We start from the raw sequence: 15,363 nt of genomic DNA, 5'->3' as shown, positions 1-15,363 counted from the left end.
CCTTGTCATTGTTCGTGTTATTCTTCTTCCTTCTTTCCCGCCTCTCTTCTTTTGCTTTCCGGGTAAGACTCACCCGACCTTGTTCTGCGTTCTCCACCGAATTCACGTCTTTCCCTCGGTCTGAACTCCCGTCTTTCCCCATCCTTGAACTCTCTTCTTTCACGCGGACGGAATTCGCGCTTTTCGCCGTCCTTGAATTCTCTTGGTCTGCGTTCGCCGTTGAACTCGCGTCTTTCGCTACCGAATTCACGTCTCTCTCCGCTGAATCGGGGACGGAATTCGCGTCTTTCTCCGGGTTTGAACTCTTTCCGTTCCCCAGAAGCCGGACGAAATTCTTTGCGCTCCTTGCTCAACTCCTCGCCTTCGGCACGGAATTCCTTGTACTTTCCATCGAAGATTTCGTACTGGCGGAATTCGCATTCCAGCGCACCATTGAATAAAGGTATCTTGGAGGTGGCTTTTAGCCCGATTTGGTCGAAGCACTCTTCCCGGTAAGAAAGAATCCATGCGGTGTTGCCCGTAAAGGCATGTTTCAGACGCTCGCCAATCATGGAGTAAAGGCCCAGCAGGTCGTTGGTAGAGATACGCTCACCGTAGGGAGGATTGGTGATGATGATGGATTTCTCCGCAGGTTGCTCGAATTGCTGGAAAGGTTGCAGCTTCAATACCACGTCCTTGCTTACGCCGGCAGCCTTTATATTGTGTGTGGCAATTTCGTTTGCCTTCGGGCTGTTGTCGTAACCGTATATCTTATGCGTAAATTCACGTTCCTGGCTGTCGTCATTGTATATCGTGTCGAACAGCTCCTGGTCAAAATCCACCCACTTCTCGAAAGCGAACTCCTTGCGGAATACGCCCGGAGCGATGTTGCGTGCAATCAGCGCCGCTTCGATGGGAATGGTTCCCGAACCACACATCGGGTCTATCAGGTCACATTCGCCACGCCAGCCGGTCATCAATATCATGCCGGCGGCCAGCACCTCATTCAGCGGGGCCTCTACTGCTTCCTGGCGATAACCGCGGCGGTGCAGCGATTCGCCGCTGGAGTCGAGAGACAGCGTACATTTGGTTTCGGCAATGTGTATGTTCAGCAGCACGTCCGGTTTGTTGACACGCACGCCGGGACGTTCGCCGGTCTTCTCGCGGAAATAGTCCACGATGGCATCCTTCACCTTGTAGGAAACGAACTTGGAATGACGGAACTCTTCACTGAATACAACCGCGTCCACGGCAAAGGTCTTGTCCGTATCCAGATAGTCTTCCCATCGGATGGCTTTAATCTGTTCGTAAACCTCGTCGGCATCCTTGGCTGTGAAGTGTTTGATGGGTTTCAGTATCCGGATGGCTGTACGCAGGCAGAAGTTTGCCTTGTACATCATTTCCTTATCACCACTGAAAGATACCATGCGGCGGCCTATTTCTATTTCGTTGGCGCCCAGTGCAGTCAGCTCTTGTGCCAGTACCTCTTCCAGTCCTTGGAAGGTTTTGGCAATCATTTCAAAAGATTGTTCGCTCATCTATGCATTTACTTTATGTGAATCGGCAATCTGGGTAGTTGTCACTCGTTTCTCTCATTAGTGGCTGATAACCATTTAACTACTTGAACTGCTGATTTGAGTTATTTACGATTTTAATTGTTTATTGGTTGTTTGTGACTTACTTCTTGGCCTTTGTCTGTACAATCCTTGCTCCTGCGGGAACATCTTCTGTCACCCAGATATTGCCGCCTACGGTGGCTCCTTGTCCGATGGTGATGCGTCCCAATATGGTGGCGTTGGAATAGACTATCACATTGTCTTCCAGAATGGGATGGCGGGGAATACCCTTGATGGGCTTGCCGTCTTCGTCTAGCGGGAAGCTCTTGGCACCGAGGGTCACACCCTGGTACAGCTTCACGTTGTTGCCGATGATGCAGGTCTCGCCGATTACCACACCCGTACCGTGGTCGATGGTAAAATAACCACCTATTTCCGCTCCTGGATGGATATCGATTCCCGTTTCACTGTGCGCCATCTCGGTGATGATGCGGGGAATGAGGGGAACACCCAACTTGAGCAACTCGTGTGCGATGCGGTAGTTGCTGATGGCGCGGATGGCCGGATAGCAGCTGATGACTTCGCCGAACGACTGTGCGGCGGGGTCACCGTTGTAGGCGGCTTCCACATCTGTGGCGAGTGTACGTCTCATTGCCGGCAGGTTGCTGATGAACTTGGCAGCCAATAAGGCGGCTTCTTCCCGTTGGAGCTCGGTACAACAGTTGCATTCGCCGTCGCCTGCAAAGCAGAGGCCGGCAAGGATTTGCTCGGTCAGCAGGTCGAACAAGCGTTCGACATTGACACCGATATGGTAAGTCACCGTACGGCTGTTGACCGTAGAATTTCCGAAATATCCGGGGAAGATGATGGCTCGCGCCAGTTCGATGATGTCGCGCAGCACTTTTGCCGAAGGCAGCGGGTTGCCGTCCGTATGCTGGTGAAACAGTCCTTTGTATGATTCGCTTTCCGATAGCTCATCGACTGCTTGTGTCAAAATGTGGGTAAAGTTGAGTGGACTCATTATGATATCCTTAAGTTTAAAAGTGGCAACAAAGATAGGAAATACTCGTCAAATATCCTACATATCCCTCATTTATAGTACGTATTTACCATATTTGTGGTATTTTCTACGAACCAATTTTGCGCTACTTTTGTCTTGTAAGAAATAACATACCTCGTTCCACTCCGGATTGTTAGTCTTTTCCCTTAGGGGAATGAGGAATTTAAAAACAGTTGGATTATGAAGAAGATAGCAGAACGCCTTACCGACCTGGTAGGCAACACTCCCTTGCTGGAGTTGAATAATTATAACAAGAATAAGCGTCTGAAAGCCCGTGTTATCGCCAAATTGGAATATTTTAACCCCGCCGGCAGTGTGAAGGACCGCGTGGCGCTTGCCATGATAGAAGATGCCGAGGCAAAAGGGCTGTTGAAGCCCGGTGCCACCATCATCGAACCTACCAGTGGGAATACGGGCGTAGGGCTGGCTTTTGTGGCCGCTGCCAAAGGTTACAAGCTGATACTGACGATGCCCGACACAATGAGCTTGGAACGCCGCAACCTTTTGAAAGCCCTCGGTGCGGAATTGGTACTGACTCCGGGTGCCGACGGTATGAAAGGCGCCATAGCCCGTGCCGAAGAACTGAAAGCCGCCAACCCCGGCTCGCTGATTCTACAGCAATTTGACAACCCTGCCAATCCGGCAATGCACGAGCGTACTACCGGACAAGAAATCTGGCGTGATACAGACGGCCGGGTGGATATTTTCGTGGCCGGTGTAGGTACGGGAGGCACAGTGAGTGGTGTGGGTGCAGCCTTGAAAGCCAATAACCCAAAGGTAAGGATTGTGGCTGTGGAGCCCGAAGATTCTCCCGTACTTTCCGGTGGGAAGCCCGGTCCCCATAAAATACAAGGTATCGGTGCCGGATTTGTGCCGAAGAACTATAACAGTGCCGTGATAGACGAAGTGCTGCTGGTATCCAATGATGACGCCATCCGTACGGGTCGCGAACTGGCGAAGTATGAGGGACTGCTGGTCGGCATCTCTTCGGGAGCTGCCGTTGCTGCAGCTACCCGCTTGGCACGGTTGCCCGAGAATGAAGGAAAGACGATTGTAGCGCTGCTGCCCGATACGGGAGAACGGTATCTTTCGACGCTGTTGTATGCATTTGAGGAATATCCGTTGTAAAAGTAAATATTTCTGCCGGTTATCCGCTCCATCAATGTGGAGCAGGTGACCGGCAGATGGTATTTATAGTTCGCTTGGTCTTAACCCGAATGACCGGCAGCTTATTTTCTCTACTTTTACTTCCCATATCTTGACATTGCGTACGGCGGGTTCAGCATATTTGCATTCATTTTCCGTATATTGCTTCATCAGCATGTCGAGTACGCGTCGCTTCTCTTCCATGTCTTCCACGAAGTGTACTTTCCCACGACAGATAACACTGCGCGACTTCATGCTGTAGCTGCATGCCACTTGCCGGTGCATATAAACCAGCTCGTGTCCTTCGCAGAAGGTGATGCAAACTTGCGGGTGCTTTGTTACCATCTCCACTTTACTGCCTTCCGGGCCGGAATGCAAGTATATTACCCCGTCTTGATAGGCAAAGTTCATGGGAACCGTATATGGGTTTCCTTCAAGGTCTGTGATGCCCACTATGCAGTATGGGCATTTACGGATAATTTCCTCAATCTGTGTAGGGTCTGTAATAGTAATTGTCTTCATGTGCAAAGCCTCACCCCCGGCCCCTCTCCGAAAGAGAGGGGAGTGGGGAAGTGGGGATATTTAATATTGTAGGGTTATTCTTTATTTCACTTCACTCAAGTTTCGCAAGTTTTCAATTCATTGCTCTCCTCTCCCCTCTCTTTCGGAGAGGGGTCGGGGGTGAGGTTACACCAGTGCAAAGTCCAGCTGCTTCTTTTCCAAGTTAGCGCGTGCCACCTTAATGGTAATGGCATCTCCCAGACTATAAATTTTATTTTTGCGGCGTCCGCGCAGGCAGTAGTTCTTTTCGTCGAATTCGTAATAGTCATCGTCGAGGTCGCGGATAGGAATCATGCCTTCGCACTTGTTCTCATTCAGCTCCACGTAGAGTCCCCATTCCGTTACGCCGGAGATGACGCCGTCGAAGGTCTGTCCCAGGCGTTCGGTCATGAATTCTACTTGCTTGTACTTGATGGAGGCGCGTTCCGCGTTGGAGGCTATCTGCTCCATGCTGCTGCTGTGTTCGCAGAGGGCTTCGTATTTCTGTTCGGACACGGTGCGGCCTCCCTGGTCCAAGTACTTGGTGAGCAGACGGTGTACCATCATATCCGGATAGCGGCGGATGGGCGAGGTGAAATGGGTATAGTAATCGAAAGCCAAACCATAGTGCCCCACGTTATGCACGGAGTAGCGTGCCTTCTGCATGGCGCGGATGGAGACGGTTTCAATCAAGTTCTCCTCCTTCTTGCCCTGGATGTCGTCCAGCAGGTGGTTGATGGACTTGGAGATGTCGGTCTTTGTACCGCTGGTACGCAGCTTGTAGCCGAAACGGGCGATGAACTGTGCCAGGTTGTCCAGCTTCTCCGGGTCGGGGAGGTCGTGAATACGGTATGGCAACACTTTGGCTTTCTTGCCTTTGGGCACGCGGCCTATCTTTTCGGCTACGGTGCGGTTGGCAAGCAGCATGAACTCCTCTATCAGCTTGTTGGCATCTTTCGACTCCTTGAAGTAGACGCTGACGGGTTTGCCCTTCTCGTCAATTTCGAACTTCACTTCGTAGCGGTCGAAGTTGATGGCTCCTGCCTTAAAGCGGTTCTCACGCAGTATTTTGGCAAGCTTATCCAGTTGGAGCACCTCTTCCTGGAAGTCTCCTTTGCCGGTTTCTATAATCTCCTGGGCTTCTTCGTAGGTGAAGCGGCGGTCGCTCTTGATGACGGTATGTACCACGCGTGAGTTCTTCACTTCGCCTTTTTCCGTCATTTCAAAGATGACGGAGTAGGCAAGCTTCTCTTCGTCGGGGCGGAGTGAACAGATGAAATTACACAACCGTTCGGGGAGCATTGGGATGGTGCGGTCTACGAGGTAGACGGATGTGGCACGCTTCTCGGCTTCCTTGTCTATGATGCCGCCCTCTTTCACGTAGTGGGTCACGTCGGCAATGTGTACGCCTACTTCCCAAAGTCCCCCTTTCAGTTTGCGGATGGAGAGGGCGTCGTCGAAGTCCTTGGCATCCTTGGGGTCGATGGTGAAGGTGGTCACACCCCGGAAGTCCTCACGTCGGGCTATTTCCTCGGCGGAGATTTCGGCGGGTATCTTGTCGGCAGCTTTCTCTACGGCAGCGGGGTAGACATAGGGCAGGCCGAATTCCGCCAGGATGGCGTGCATCTCGGTGGTATTGTCTCCTGCGCGCCCCAGGATGTCGATTACCTGGCCGATGGGGTTCTTGGCTTTGTCGGGCCATTCCACCACCTTTACGATGGCTTTGTCGCCCGTCTTGCCGCCTTTCAACTTTTCTTTGGGGATGAAGATGTCGTTGGCAAGCGTACGGTTTTCCGTTACAAGGAAAGCGTATGACTTGGCAACTTCCAGGGTACCCACGAAGGTGTCGTTGGCACGTTCCAGTATCTCGATGACTTCTCCTTCGGCTTCGCGTCCGCGACGCTTGGCATAGAAGGCGATACGCACTTTATCATTGTTCATGGCGTGTGCCGAGTTGCGTTCGGCCACGAATATCGGTTCGCCTCCACCTTCCGGTATAAAGGAATTCTTGCCGTTGCTCTTGCGCTGGAAGGTTCCGGTCATTTCCACGCCGTGGTTGTTCAGCTTGTATTTGTGCTTGTCCACTTCTGTGATGTAGTCGTCCATCGACAGTTCGGACAAGATGTCCATGCACAGCATCTTCAGCGGATGTGTGGTGAGGTGGAGTTGTTCAAAGATGTATTTCAGGGATAATACTTCGTCTTGCTTTGTGTGGAAGAATTCCAGCAGTACTTTGACGAGCTCTTTCTTCTTCATGCGTTTGCCGGCTTTCTTTTCTTTCTTTTTGGCCATAATGTTATGATGTATTTTATGTATAAATAGAGATTCTGTGTCAATCTGTGTAATCTGTGGTGATTACCTCTTGCAAAGTAAACAAATAAATACGTTCCTTCGTTCACTCAGACTTCAAAATATTATCATTCTATTGAAAATAATGAAGGAACGACAGATTGTAATGGATTTATGTACTATATTTGCACACAAAGTGAAGATAGGCTGTACCTTAGACGAAAAGCAGATGGAAATGCAAACTCTGAACAAAAAAGCAGATGCCACACGGGAAAAAGACATTTACCGGGTGACGGTTGTGGGAAGTGTGGTAAACTTTCTCTTGCTTGTCTTCAAATTCTTTGCAGGTATTGTAGGTCACAGTGCCGCCATGCTGGCGGATGCGGTACATTCTTTGTCGGATTTCATTACAGATATTATTGTCATTGTTTTTGTGCGCATTTCGGCAAAGCCCGAAGATGAAGGACACGATTACGGTCATGGCAAGTACGAGACGCTGGCAACTGCCATTATCGGTATTTTTCTGTTGTTTGTGGGATTCGGCATTTTCTGGAACGGGGCTTCCTCCATTTACCGCTTCCTGCAAGGCGGCTCTCTGCAGGAACCCGGTATACTGGCACTGGTGGCTGCATTGGTATCCATCGTTTTCAAGGAAGTGCTTTATCAATATACCGTATTCAAGGGCAGGAAGTTGAATTCGCAGGCGGTTGTTGCCAATGCCTGGCATCACCGGAGTGACGCGTTTTCGTCCATAGGCACGGCAGCGGGTATAGGTGGCGCCATTCTTTTGGGTGACCATTGGCGGGTGCTGGACCCGGTGGCAGCGGTTATTGTCAGCTTCTTCATTATGAAGGTGGCTGTGCAGTTGTTGATACCGTGTGTGGACGAACTGTTGGAGAAATCATTGCCTGCCGAGGTGGAGGATGAGATACTGAAGACGATTCTCTCTTTTCCCGGTATCAGCTCGCCGCATCACCTTCGTACGCGCCGCATCGGCAGTTATTGTGCCATCGAGGTGCATGTGCGTATGGATGGCAGCATCTCGCTGGAGGAAGCCCACGAGACGGCAACGGCGGTGGAGAACAAGTTGAAAAGGCAGTTCGGCAAAGGAACACTGGTCAGCATCCATGTGGAGCCGGTGAAGAAGAGTAACGAGGCGACAGAGTAACACAAGGAGCGTCAAGGTGACGGACCGGATGAAAAGTAATTAGTAATTTGTAACTGAAGAAGTGGAATCGATTTTAATTACAGGAGCAAGCGGATTTATCGGAAGTTTCATCGTGGAGGAGGCGTTGAAGCGCAAGTTCGGTGTGTGGGCGGGTGTACGTTCGTCCAGCAGCCGCGAGTATCTGCGTGACCGCAAGATACATTTCCTCGAACTGGACTTTGCGCACCCCAATGAACTGAGGGCACAACTCTCGGGACATAAAGGGACCTACAATAAATTTGATTATATTGTCCATTGTGCCGGTGTGACGAAGTGTGTGGACAAGAACGAATTCGATTTGGTGAATTATCTGCAGACCAAATACTTCATCGATACGCTGAGGGAGCTGAACATGATTCCCAAGCAGTTTATCTTCATCAGTACGCTGAGTGTGTTCGGCCCGGTACGCGAGAGGACCTACGACCCGATTATGGAGAGTGACCCCCCTTCACCCAATACCGCCTACGGACTCAGTAAACTGAAAACAGAACTTTATTTGCAGAGTATTCCGGGTTTCCCCTACGTCATCTACCGGCCGACGGGTGTATACGGGCCGCGTGAGAAGGATTATTATCTTATGGCAAAGTCCATCCGGCAGCATACGGACTTTTCTGTAGGCTTCTGCCGCCAGGATTTGACGTTTGTATATGTAAAGGATATCGTGCAGGCCGTCTTCCTCGGGATAGAGAAGCAGGTGTCCCGCCGCGCCTATTTCCTGGCTGACGGGAAGGTGTATAGCAGCCGTGCTTTTTCCGATTTGATAAGGAAAGAATTGGGCAATCCGTTTGTTATTCGCCTGAGATGTCCGTTAATTGTATTGAAAGTCGTATCTTTGCTCGCTGAATTTTGGGCGAAGCGGCAGAACAAGACCAGTACGCTCAATTCGGACAAGTATAGAATAATGAAACAACGCAACTGGCAGTGTGACATCACACCGGCCGTCGAGGAACTGGGCTTCAGTCCTGAGTACGACCTGGAACGGGGTGTAAAGGAAACCATTGCCTGGTATAAGGATAAGGGATGGCTTTAGATTTATTTAAAAGGGTAGAAACCCGTAAGGGGCTTTTTGCGGTAGAGAAGATTACGCTGATATACAATTTGCTGACTTCCATTCTCATTCTGTTTCTTTTTCAGGAAATGGATCATCCGGTGCAGATGCTTGCAGACCGTGTTGTCATTGCGGGTATGACGTTCCTGCTGATGTATCTTTACCGGCTGGCACCCTGCAAGTTCTCTGCCTTTGTGCGCATAGCCATCCAAATGTCACTGCTTTCCTATTGGTATCCCGACACCTTTGAGTTCAACCGGATATTCCCCAATCTCGACCACGTGTTCGCGTCGGTGGAGCAATGGATGTTTGGTGGACAGCCTGCTGTGTGGTTCTGTGAAAGGTTTCCGCAGATGTGGGTGAGCGAGCCGTTTAATATGGGGTACTTCTTCTATTATCCGATGATTCTGCTGGTGGTGGTGTGGTATTTCCTTTATCGTTTCGACCTTTTCGAGAAGGTTTCGTTCGTCATCGTCACTGCTTTCTTCATCTATTACCTTATTTATATCTTCGTCCCCGTTGCCGGGCCGCAGTTCTACTTCCCCGCCATTGGAAGCGACCATGTGGCGCAAGGTATCTTCCCGTCCATCGGTGACTATTTCCATCACCATCAGGAACTTCTTCCCGGTCCGGGCTATGAGCACGGCTTCTTCTACAACCTGGTGGAGAGTTCCCAGCAGGTGGGTGAGCGTCCCACGGCTGCTTTTCCCAGTTCGCACGTCGGAATGTCTACGGTACTGATGATTATGGCATGGCGTGGCAGCAAGCGTCTGTTTGCCTGCTTGTTTCCTTTCTATCTGCTGTTGTGCGGGGCTACGGTCTATATCCAGGCACATTACCTGATAGACTCTATCGTGGGTTTCGTATCGGCTTTCGGCATTTATATCCTGGCCACGTGGATGTTCAAGCGATGGTTTGCGCAGCCGATGTTCCGCTAGTCGGGCACGGTGATTATCTTTCCACTGTCTGTGGGCAATACCAATGTACGCGGATAAACTTCTGCCGGAAGTGAATGCTGGAAGTTTACGATGAGCTGTTTGAGCAGTTTTTTCTTTTTCATAAAGACATATTTATGGGATTCTTTCTTTCTTGGGAAGACGAATATAGGGACTTGTTTCTTTCTGCCAAAGAAACAATGTTTTTTTTCTTGCCTCCTTGTTGGTAAGGTTTTGCCTTCCCATTGGCAAGGCTTTGCCACCGCGTTGGCAAAACTTTGCCATAGGCATGGCAAAAGTTTGCCAAGGGCAAGGCAAGTGGTTGGCAAAATTTCTTGCTGACAGACAGTGAGTTATGCGGATGGCAACAAAGCGTGTCATCTGCGTCTGAATAGCCCCCCTCTCAGAAGCTATTCAAGAAGGGGCGTGAGGATGATTGCTCAAGTGTCGGACTCGATGGTAAAAATCGTATGCGGTTTTCTCCTATGGCAGCAACGGTTCTATCTCTTCGAAGATGCGGTACAGTTCCTCCTTCGTCTCTGCCCGCAGCATGGCTATCCGGGTGTCGCGGAAATTGGGAATCCCTTTGAAGAGCGGGCTTGCTGCCAGGTGGCGGCGCACGTGCAGTATGCCCCGTCGCTCATCCAGCAGGTTGACGCTGTCTTCCACTTCCTGGCGGAGTACGTTCAGCCGCCATTCGGAACTCAGCGGAGGGAGTTCTTCGCCCGTCTCCAAATAATGCTTCACTTCCTTAAAGAACCACGGGCGGCCGAAGCTGGCACGGCCTATCATGATGGCGTCCACACCGTAGAGGTCGAAGCATTCTTTGGCCCGTTGGGGAGTGGTGATATCACCGTTGCCGATGATGGGAATGTGCATGCGTGGGTTCTTTTTCACCTCGCCGATAAGTGTCCAGTCCGCCTCGCCGGTATACATCTGGGCGCGGGTACGGCCGTGGATGGTGAGGGCGGCAATGCCGCAGTCCTGCAACTGCTCGGCAAGGTCTACGATGATTTTACTGTTGGCATCCCAGCCCAGGCGGGTCTTCACGGTGACGGGAATCTTCACGGCATCTACCACGGCACGAGTGATTTCCAGCATCAGCGGAATGTTCTGTAGCATACCGGCACCGGCACCCTTGCCGGCAACGCGCTTCACGGGGCAGCCGAAGTTGATGTCCAGCGTGTCCGGATGTGCCTGCTCCACAATGCGGGCGGCTTCTACCATGGTGGCGGTGTCCCGTCCGTATATCTGTATGGCTACGGGCCGCTCTTCATCGCTGATATTCAGCTTCTGCTGGGTCTTGCCTACGGAGCGTATCAAGGCATCGGCAGAAACGAACTCGGTATATACCATGTCTGCTCCGAAGTGCTTGCACATCAGGCGGAAAGCAGGGTCGGTGACGTCCTCCATCGGGGCGAGGAATACGGGGCGTGGGCCCAGGTCTATATCTTTAATCTTCATAATCTAAGCGGATTTGTCCGCAAAAGTACAGAAAAAAGCCTACCTTTGCATACTCTAATTCAAAAAGAAATGATGAAACACTCAATCAGTGACTTCGAAATCATGGCACCGGTAGGCTCGCGCGAATCTCTCGCGGCAGCCATACAAGCAGGTGCCGACTCCATCTATTTCGGTATCGAGAACCTGAACATGCGTGCCCGTTCGGCAAATACCTTCACTATCGACGATTTGCGGGAAATAGCCCGGACGTGCGACGAACATGGCATGAAGAGCTACCTCACCGTCAATACCATTATATACGACCATGACATTCCGCTGATGCGTACCATTGTAGATGCGGCAAAGGCGGCAGGCATCTCGGCAGTCATTGCCGCTGATGTGGCAGTGATGAGCTATGCCCGGCAGATAGGGCAGGAGGTACACCTCAGCACACAGCTCAACATCAGCAACGTGGAAGCCCTGCGCTTCTATGCGCAGTTTGCCGATGTGGTGGTGCTGGCGCGTGAGCTGAATTTGGAGCAGGTGGCAGAAATCTACCGACATATCCGTGAGGAGAATATCTGCGGTCCCAGTGGAGAGCAGATACGTATAGAGATGTTCTGCCACGGTGCGCTTTGCATGGCAGTCAGCGGAAAGTGTTATCTCTCATTGCATGAAATGAACCACTCCGCCAACCGCGGTGCCTGCATGCAGGTATGCCGCCGTAGTTATACGGTGCGCGACAAGGAGACGAATGTGGAATTGGAGGTGGACAACCAATACATCATGTCCCCCAAAGACTTAAAAACTATCCACTTCATGAACAAGATGCTGGATGCAGGTGTTCGTGTTTTCAAAATAGAAGGACGTGCCCGCGGACCCGAGTACGTGCGCACGGTAGTGGAGTGTTACAAAGAAGCCATCCGTTCCTATCTGGACGATACATTCACCGATGAGAAGATTGCCCGGTGGGACGAACGTTTGAAGACGGTCTTCAATCGTGGTTTCTGGGACGGCTACTACCTGGGACAACGCTTGGGCGAATGGACCAAGAACTACGGTTCTGCCGCTACGGAACGTAAAATCTATGTGGGTAAGGGTATCCGCTACTTCTCAAACATCGGTGTGGCGGAGTTCCTGGTAGAAGCAGCCGAAGTGAGCGTAGGCGACAAGTTGCTGATTACGGGTCCCACAACGGGTGCCGAATTCGTCACTTTGGACGAGGCACGCGTCGATTTGAAACCCGTGCAGACTGTAAAGAAAGGCCAGCATTTCTCGATGAAATCGGTGAAAATACGTCCCAGTGACAAACTCTACAAGCTGGTTACCGTAGAAGAACTGAAGAAGTTCAAAGGCTTGGATGTGGAGAAACAACGTGGCTAAGTATCAAATAGTAAATAGTCCAATAGTAAATATGAATTATATCTATGAACTTCCCATGAAGGTGCGCGACTATGAATGCGACCTGCAAGGCATCGTCAATAATGCCAATTATCAGCATTATCTGGAGCATACGCGCCATGAGTTTCTGTTGAGTGCCGGCGTCAGCTTTGCCGGACTGCACGAGCAGGGGGTAGACCCGGTAGTGGCACGTATCAATATGGCTTTCAAGACTCCCCTGAGGAGTGGTGACGAGTTTGTCTCCAAGCTTTATATGAAGAAGGAAGGCATCAAGTACGTCTTCTATCAAGACATCTTCCGTGCTTCCGACGGTAAGGTCTGCCTCAAGGGCGTGGTCGAGACCGTGTGTGTAGTCAATGGCCGGTTGAGCGACAGCGAACTGTTCGACCGCCTTTTTGCCCCTTATCTCAACCCGGGTAAGTCCGTGTAATCTTTGGTGGAATGAACAGTGACGAACGGATTTGCAGTATAGCTCTCACACTTTGCCCCGGTATAGGACATATCGGGGCAAAGCGTTTAATAGAGGGTACGGGCAGTGCTGCCGAAGTATTCAGTCGGCGGAAGGAGCTCCCCGAAATCATGCCCGGTGTGAATCCGGGGGTAGTGACGGCCCTTGATTGTCCCGCTGCCTTTCTGCGTGCCGAGCAGGAGATGGAGTTTGTAGAGAAGAACCGCCTTTCCTGCCTGACGTTGAAGGATGAGGCTTACCCTTCCCGCTTGCGTGAATGTGAGGACGCACCGATTGTACTTTTCTTTAAAGGAAACACCGATTTCAACCGCCTGCATGTCGTCGATATGGTAGGTACACGCCGTGCCACCGATTACGGCAAGCAATTCTGTGCCGACTTCCTGCGCGATTTGGCCGTTCTTTGTCCCGATGTGCTGGTAGTAAGCGGACTGGCTTACGGGATAGATATCCATGCCCATCGGGCCGCTTTGGCAAATCATCTCCCTACCGTTGCTGTCCTTGCTCACGGACTGGACCGCATCTATCCGTATGTACACCGGAAAACAGCCATCGACATGCTGGCACAAGGCGGACTGTTGACCGAATTCCTTACCGGGACGAATCCGGACAAGCATAATTTCGTCAGCCGCAACCGTATTGTGGCGGGTATGAGTGATGCTACCATTGTGGTGGAATCTGCCGCAAAGGGAGGTTCCCTTATCACTGCAGAGTTGGCAGAGGGATATCATCGTGACTGCTTTGCCGTTCCGGGGCGTGTTACGGACGAATCTTCCATCGGTTGTAACCGGTTGATACGCGACAACAAGGCCGCCCTTATCCAGAGTGCGGAAGAGTTTGTGCAGATTATGGGCTGGGCCGTAGCGGAGCAGCCTGCCCGGACAGAAGGTATTCAGCGTAATCTCTTTCCGGAACTGACGGAAGAGGAGGAGCTTGTTGTGCGCATCCTTATGCGGCAGGGAGACCTCCATATCAATGCGATGGTGGTGGAAGCGGACATACCCGTCAACCGGATGAGTGCCTTGCTTTTTGAGTTGGAGATGAAGGGAGTGGTCAAGGCAATGGTGGGCGGTGTCTATCACTTGCTGACTTGAGCGCGGCAGGTCTCTTGCCTTACATGGACGGTTTCCCGTATTTCATGATGAACTTTTCCGGGTGGTCCGTCGCTATGATGTCTACCCCCAGGTCGACTGCCTTCTGGTTCTCTTCCGTCTTGTCGTCCAGCCCCAGGACGAGTGCCAGTACCTGCAGGTTGTGCTCACGGCATTTCTTTACGAATTGCGGGGTAAGGGAGTCAATCCAGACGACAGCGATGTCGGGGTGCAGTTCCTTTACGACATGCTCTATGTCTTTTTCACTTTTGATGTAGGCTTGCAGGGTTCTTACCTCGGGTGCCATCTTTCTGAAGCATTTGGCATGATACTCCTTGCTGAAGGTGAAGTTGCAGTTTTCCAGCATGCCTTCGTCCTTTATCAGATTCAGTAATTGGTGCAGACCGCCGTTGCGGTAGTCGATGGTGATTCTTAAACCGTGCTCTTTGGCCTTGCGTAGCAGGTCGGTAAGACGTAGTACCCGTTGTCCGGCAAATCGGGGCGCAAACCAAGAGCCGGCATCCAGTGTGTCGATGTCGGCGGACAGCCATTGGGAGATGGCGCCGGTACCGTTGGTGGTACGGTCGAGGGTGGAATCGTGCAGTACGTAGAAGACACTGTCCTTACTGATGCAGACATCGCATTCTATATTGCCTACACCGTATTTGATGCACGAATCTACGGATGCCATTGTGTTTTCGGGAGCGATGGTGGCGGCACCACGGTGTGCGCTGGTTAGGGGTATCTTGGTGGTGGCAGCAGGCCGTTGGGAACATCCTGCGGTAAGTAGGATTATGGAAAGCAATGCGAGTACCGGTTTTTTCATAATGGGCTCAAGTGGTGATGTTTTCTTCTTTAACAGTTATAAAAGCCATCGAAGATAGCTATTTTTTGTCATTCGGAGAAACGTATGGGCATAAAAAAAGGAGTACCGCTGTACTCCAACCTTTGTTAACCTTAAATCTAATACTATGAAAAAAATCACATTACAAATGTAAGGTTCCCGTTGTTATCTTCCAAATTTCAGAATGTTCCTGCTACTTCTTTTGTATTTCTTTCACTGAATTTTACTGTTTTCGCACACGGATTGACTTTTTGAGAGAGAAGAATCTATTCACAGCGTCCCGGATAAGGCAGAAGTTGCAAATCTGTTTCAATCGTTTCACAGAACCTTTCAGCCTTTGAAAAGAGTGATGGAAAGT

General features: G+C 51.0%; 15 protein-coding genes. 7 read left to right on the top strand and 8 right to left on the bottom strand.

The window, feature by feature from the left end:
* Positions 1 to 17: 17 nt before the first annotated feature.
* Both CSD97_RS04940 and epsC read right to left on the bottom strand, forming a co-directional pair.
* Positions 18 to 1,517 (bottom strand): THUMP domain-containing protein, encoded by a 1,500-nt coding sequence (locus CSD97_RS04940; RefSeq protein WP_009037570.1) that lies wholly within the window; start codon positions 1,515 to 1,517, stop codon positions 18 to 20.
* 139 nt (positions 1,518 to 1,656) lie between these two features.
* The gene (epsC, locus tag CSD97_RS04935; protein ID WP_005830965.1) at positions 1,657 to 2,556 is read right to left on the bottom strand and encodes a serine O-acetyltransferase EpsC; all 900 of its coding nucleotides are present in this window, start codon (positions 2,554 to 2,556) and stop codon (positions 1,657 to 1,659) included.
* A 219-nt stretch (positions 2,557 to 2,775) separates the two neighbouring features.
* Here epsC and cysK point away from each other — a divergent pair, with 219 nt between their 5' ends.
* Complete coding sequence (gene cysK, locus CSD97_RS04930; RefSeq protein WP_022400956.1) at positions 2,776 to 3,723, top strand: cysteine synthase A; 948 nt, start codon at positions 2,776 to 2,778, stop codon at positions 3,721 to 3,723.
* Between the two features lie 63 nt (positions 3,724 to 3,786).
* Here the strand turns inward: cysK and CSD97_RS04925 are convergent, their stop codons facing one another.
* Together CSD97_RS04925 and rnr are read right to left on the bottom strand one after the other, a co-directional pair.
* Positions 3,787 to 4,263: a pyridoxamine 5'-phosphate oxidase family protein gene (locus CSD97_RS04925; RefSeq protein WP_035457531.1), complete on the bottom strand. Its 477-nt coding sequence runs from the start codon at positions 4,261 to 4,263 to the stop codon at positions 3,787 to 3,789.
* A 165-nt stretch (positions 4,264 to 4,428) separates the two neighbouring features.
* On the bottom strand, positions 4,429 to 6,573 hold the full coding sequence (gene rnr, locus CSD97_RS04920) for a ribonuclease R (RefSeq protein WP_005830959.1): 2,145 nt from the start codon (positions 6,571 to 6,573) through the stop codon (positions 4,429 to 4,431).
* Positions 6,574 to 6,799: 226 nt separating this feature from the next.
* Between rnr and CSD97_RS04915 the strand changes: the two genes are divergently transcribed.
* The 3 genes from CSD97_RS04915 (at position 6,800) to CSD97_RS04905 (ending at position 9,763) form a co-directional block, all read left to right on the top strand.
* A complete protein-coding gene (locus CSD97_RS04915) occupies positions 6,800 to 7,738 on the top strand; it encodes a cation diffusion facilitator family transporter (RefSeq protein ID WP_034523299.1) in 939 nt (312 codons plus the stop codon).
* 61 nt (positions 7,739 to 7,799) lie between these two features.
* Positions 7,800 to 8,807, top strand: coding sequence for an NAD(P)-dependent oxidoreductase (locus tag CSD97_RS04910; RefSeq protein ID WP_005830955.1), 1,008 nt, complete (start codon positions 7,800 to 7,802; stop codon positions 8,805 to 8,807).
* Complete coding sequence (locus CSD97_RS04905; RefSeq protein WP_005830954.1) at positions 8,798 to 9,763, top strand: phosphatase PAP2 family protein; 966 nt, start codon at positions 8,798 to 8,800, stop codon at positions 9,761 to 9,763. The genes CSD97_RS04910 and CSD97_RS04905 overlap by 10 nt, the downstream gene beginning before the upstream one ends.
* Here the strand turns inward: CSD97_RS04905 and CSD97_RS19180 are convergent.
* The 3 genes from CSD97_RS19180 to dusB all read right to left on the bottom strand — a co-directional run bounded on the left by CSD97_RS19180 (position 9,760) and on the right by dusB (position 11,224).
* Positions 9,760 to 9,885 (bottom strand): hypothetical protein, encoded by a 126-nt coding sequence (locus tag CSD97_RS19180; RefSeq protein WP_005834280.1) that lies wholly within the window; start codon positions 9,883 to 9,885, stop codon positions 9,760 to 9,762. The genes CSD97_RS04905 and CSD97_RS19180 overlap by 4 nt on opposite strands.
* A gap of 10 nt (positions 9,886 to 9,895) precedes the next feature.
* Entirely contained in the window at positions 9,896 to 10,141 is a 246-nt protein-coding gene (locus CSD97_RS18710; protein ID WP_153880885.1) for a hypothetical protein, read from the bottom strand.
* A gap of 102 nt (positions 10,142 to 10,243) precedes the next feature.
* On the bottom strand, positions 10,244 to 11,224 hold the full coding sequence (gene dusB / locus CSD97_RS04900) for a tRNA dihydrouridine synthase DusB (RefSeq protein WP_005834282.1): 981 nt from the start codon (positions 11,222 to 11,224) through the stop codon (positions 10,244 to 10,246).
* Positions 11,225 to 11,293: 69 nt separating this feature from the next.
* Between dusB and CSD97_RS04895 the strand changes: the two genes are divergently transcribed.
* From CSD97_RS04895 to dprA, 3 genes are read left to right on the top strand one after another with little or no spacing between them, the layout of a single operon-like run.
* The gene (locus CSD97_RS04895) at positions 11,294 to 12,586 is read left to right on the top strand and encodes a peptidase U32 family protein (RefSeq protein ID WP_098032019.1); all 1,293 of its coding nucleotides are present in this window, start codon (positions 11,294 to 11,296) and stop codon (positions 12,584 to 12,586) included.
* A 31-nt stretch (positions 12,587 to 12,617) separates the two neighbouring features.
* Complete coding sequence (locus CSD97_RS04890) at positions 12,618 to 13,034, top strand: acyl-CoA thioesterase (protein WP_044468320.1); 417 nt, start codon at positions 12,618 to 12,620, stop codon at positions 13,032 to 13,034.
* 11 nt (positions 13,035 to 13,045) lie between these two features.
* Positions 13,046 to 14,164, top strand: coding sequence for a DNA-processing protein DprA (dprA, locus tag CSD97_RS04885; RefSeq protein WP_044468319.1), 1,119 nt, complete (start codon positions 13,046 to 13,048; stop codon positions 14,162 to 14,164).
* A gap of 19 nt (positions 14,165 to 14,183) precedes the next feature.
* On the opposite strand, the gene CSD97_RS04880 is transcribed toward dprA, so the two are convergent.
* A complete protein-coding gene (locus CSD97_RS04880) occupies positions 14,184 to 14,987 on the bottom strand; it encodes a glycerophosphodiester phosphodiesterase family protein (protein ID WP_098032018.1) in 804 nt (267 codons plus the stop codon).
* Between the last annotated feature and the right edge of the window lie 376 nt (positions 14,988 to 15,363).

This window comes from Bacteroides sp. AR29 (assembly GCF_900217715.1).
GTDB lineage: Bacteria > Bacteroidota > Bacteroidia > Bacteroidales > Bacteroidaceae > Bacteroides > Bacteroides uniformis.
The sequence above is the reverse complement of the archived record's forward strand: the minus strand, read 5'-3'. Positions and strand labels throughout refer to the sequence as shown.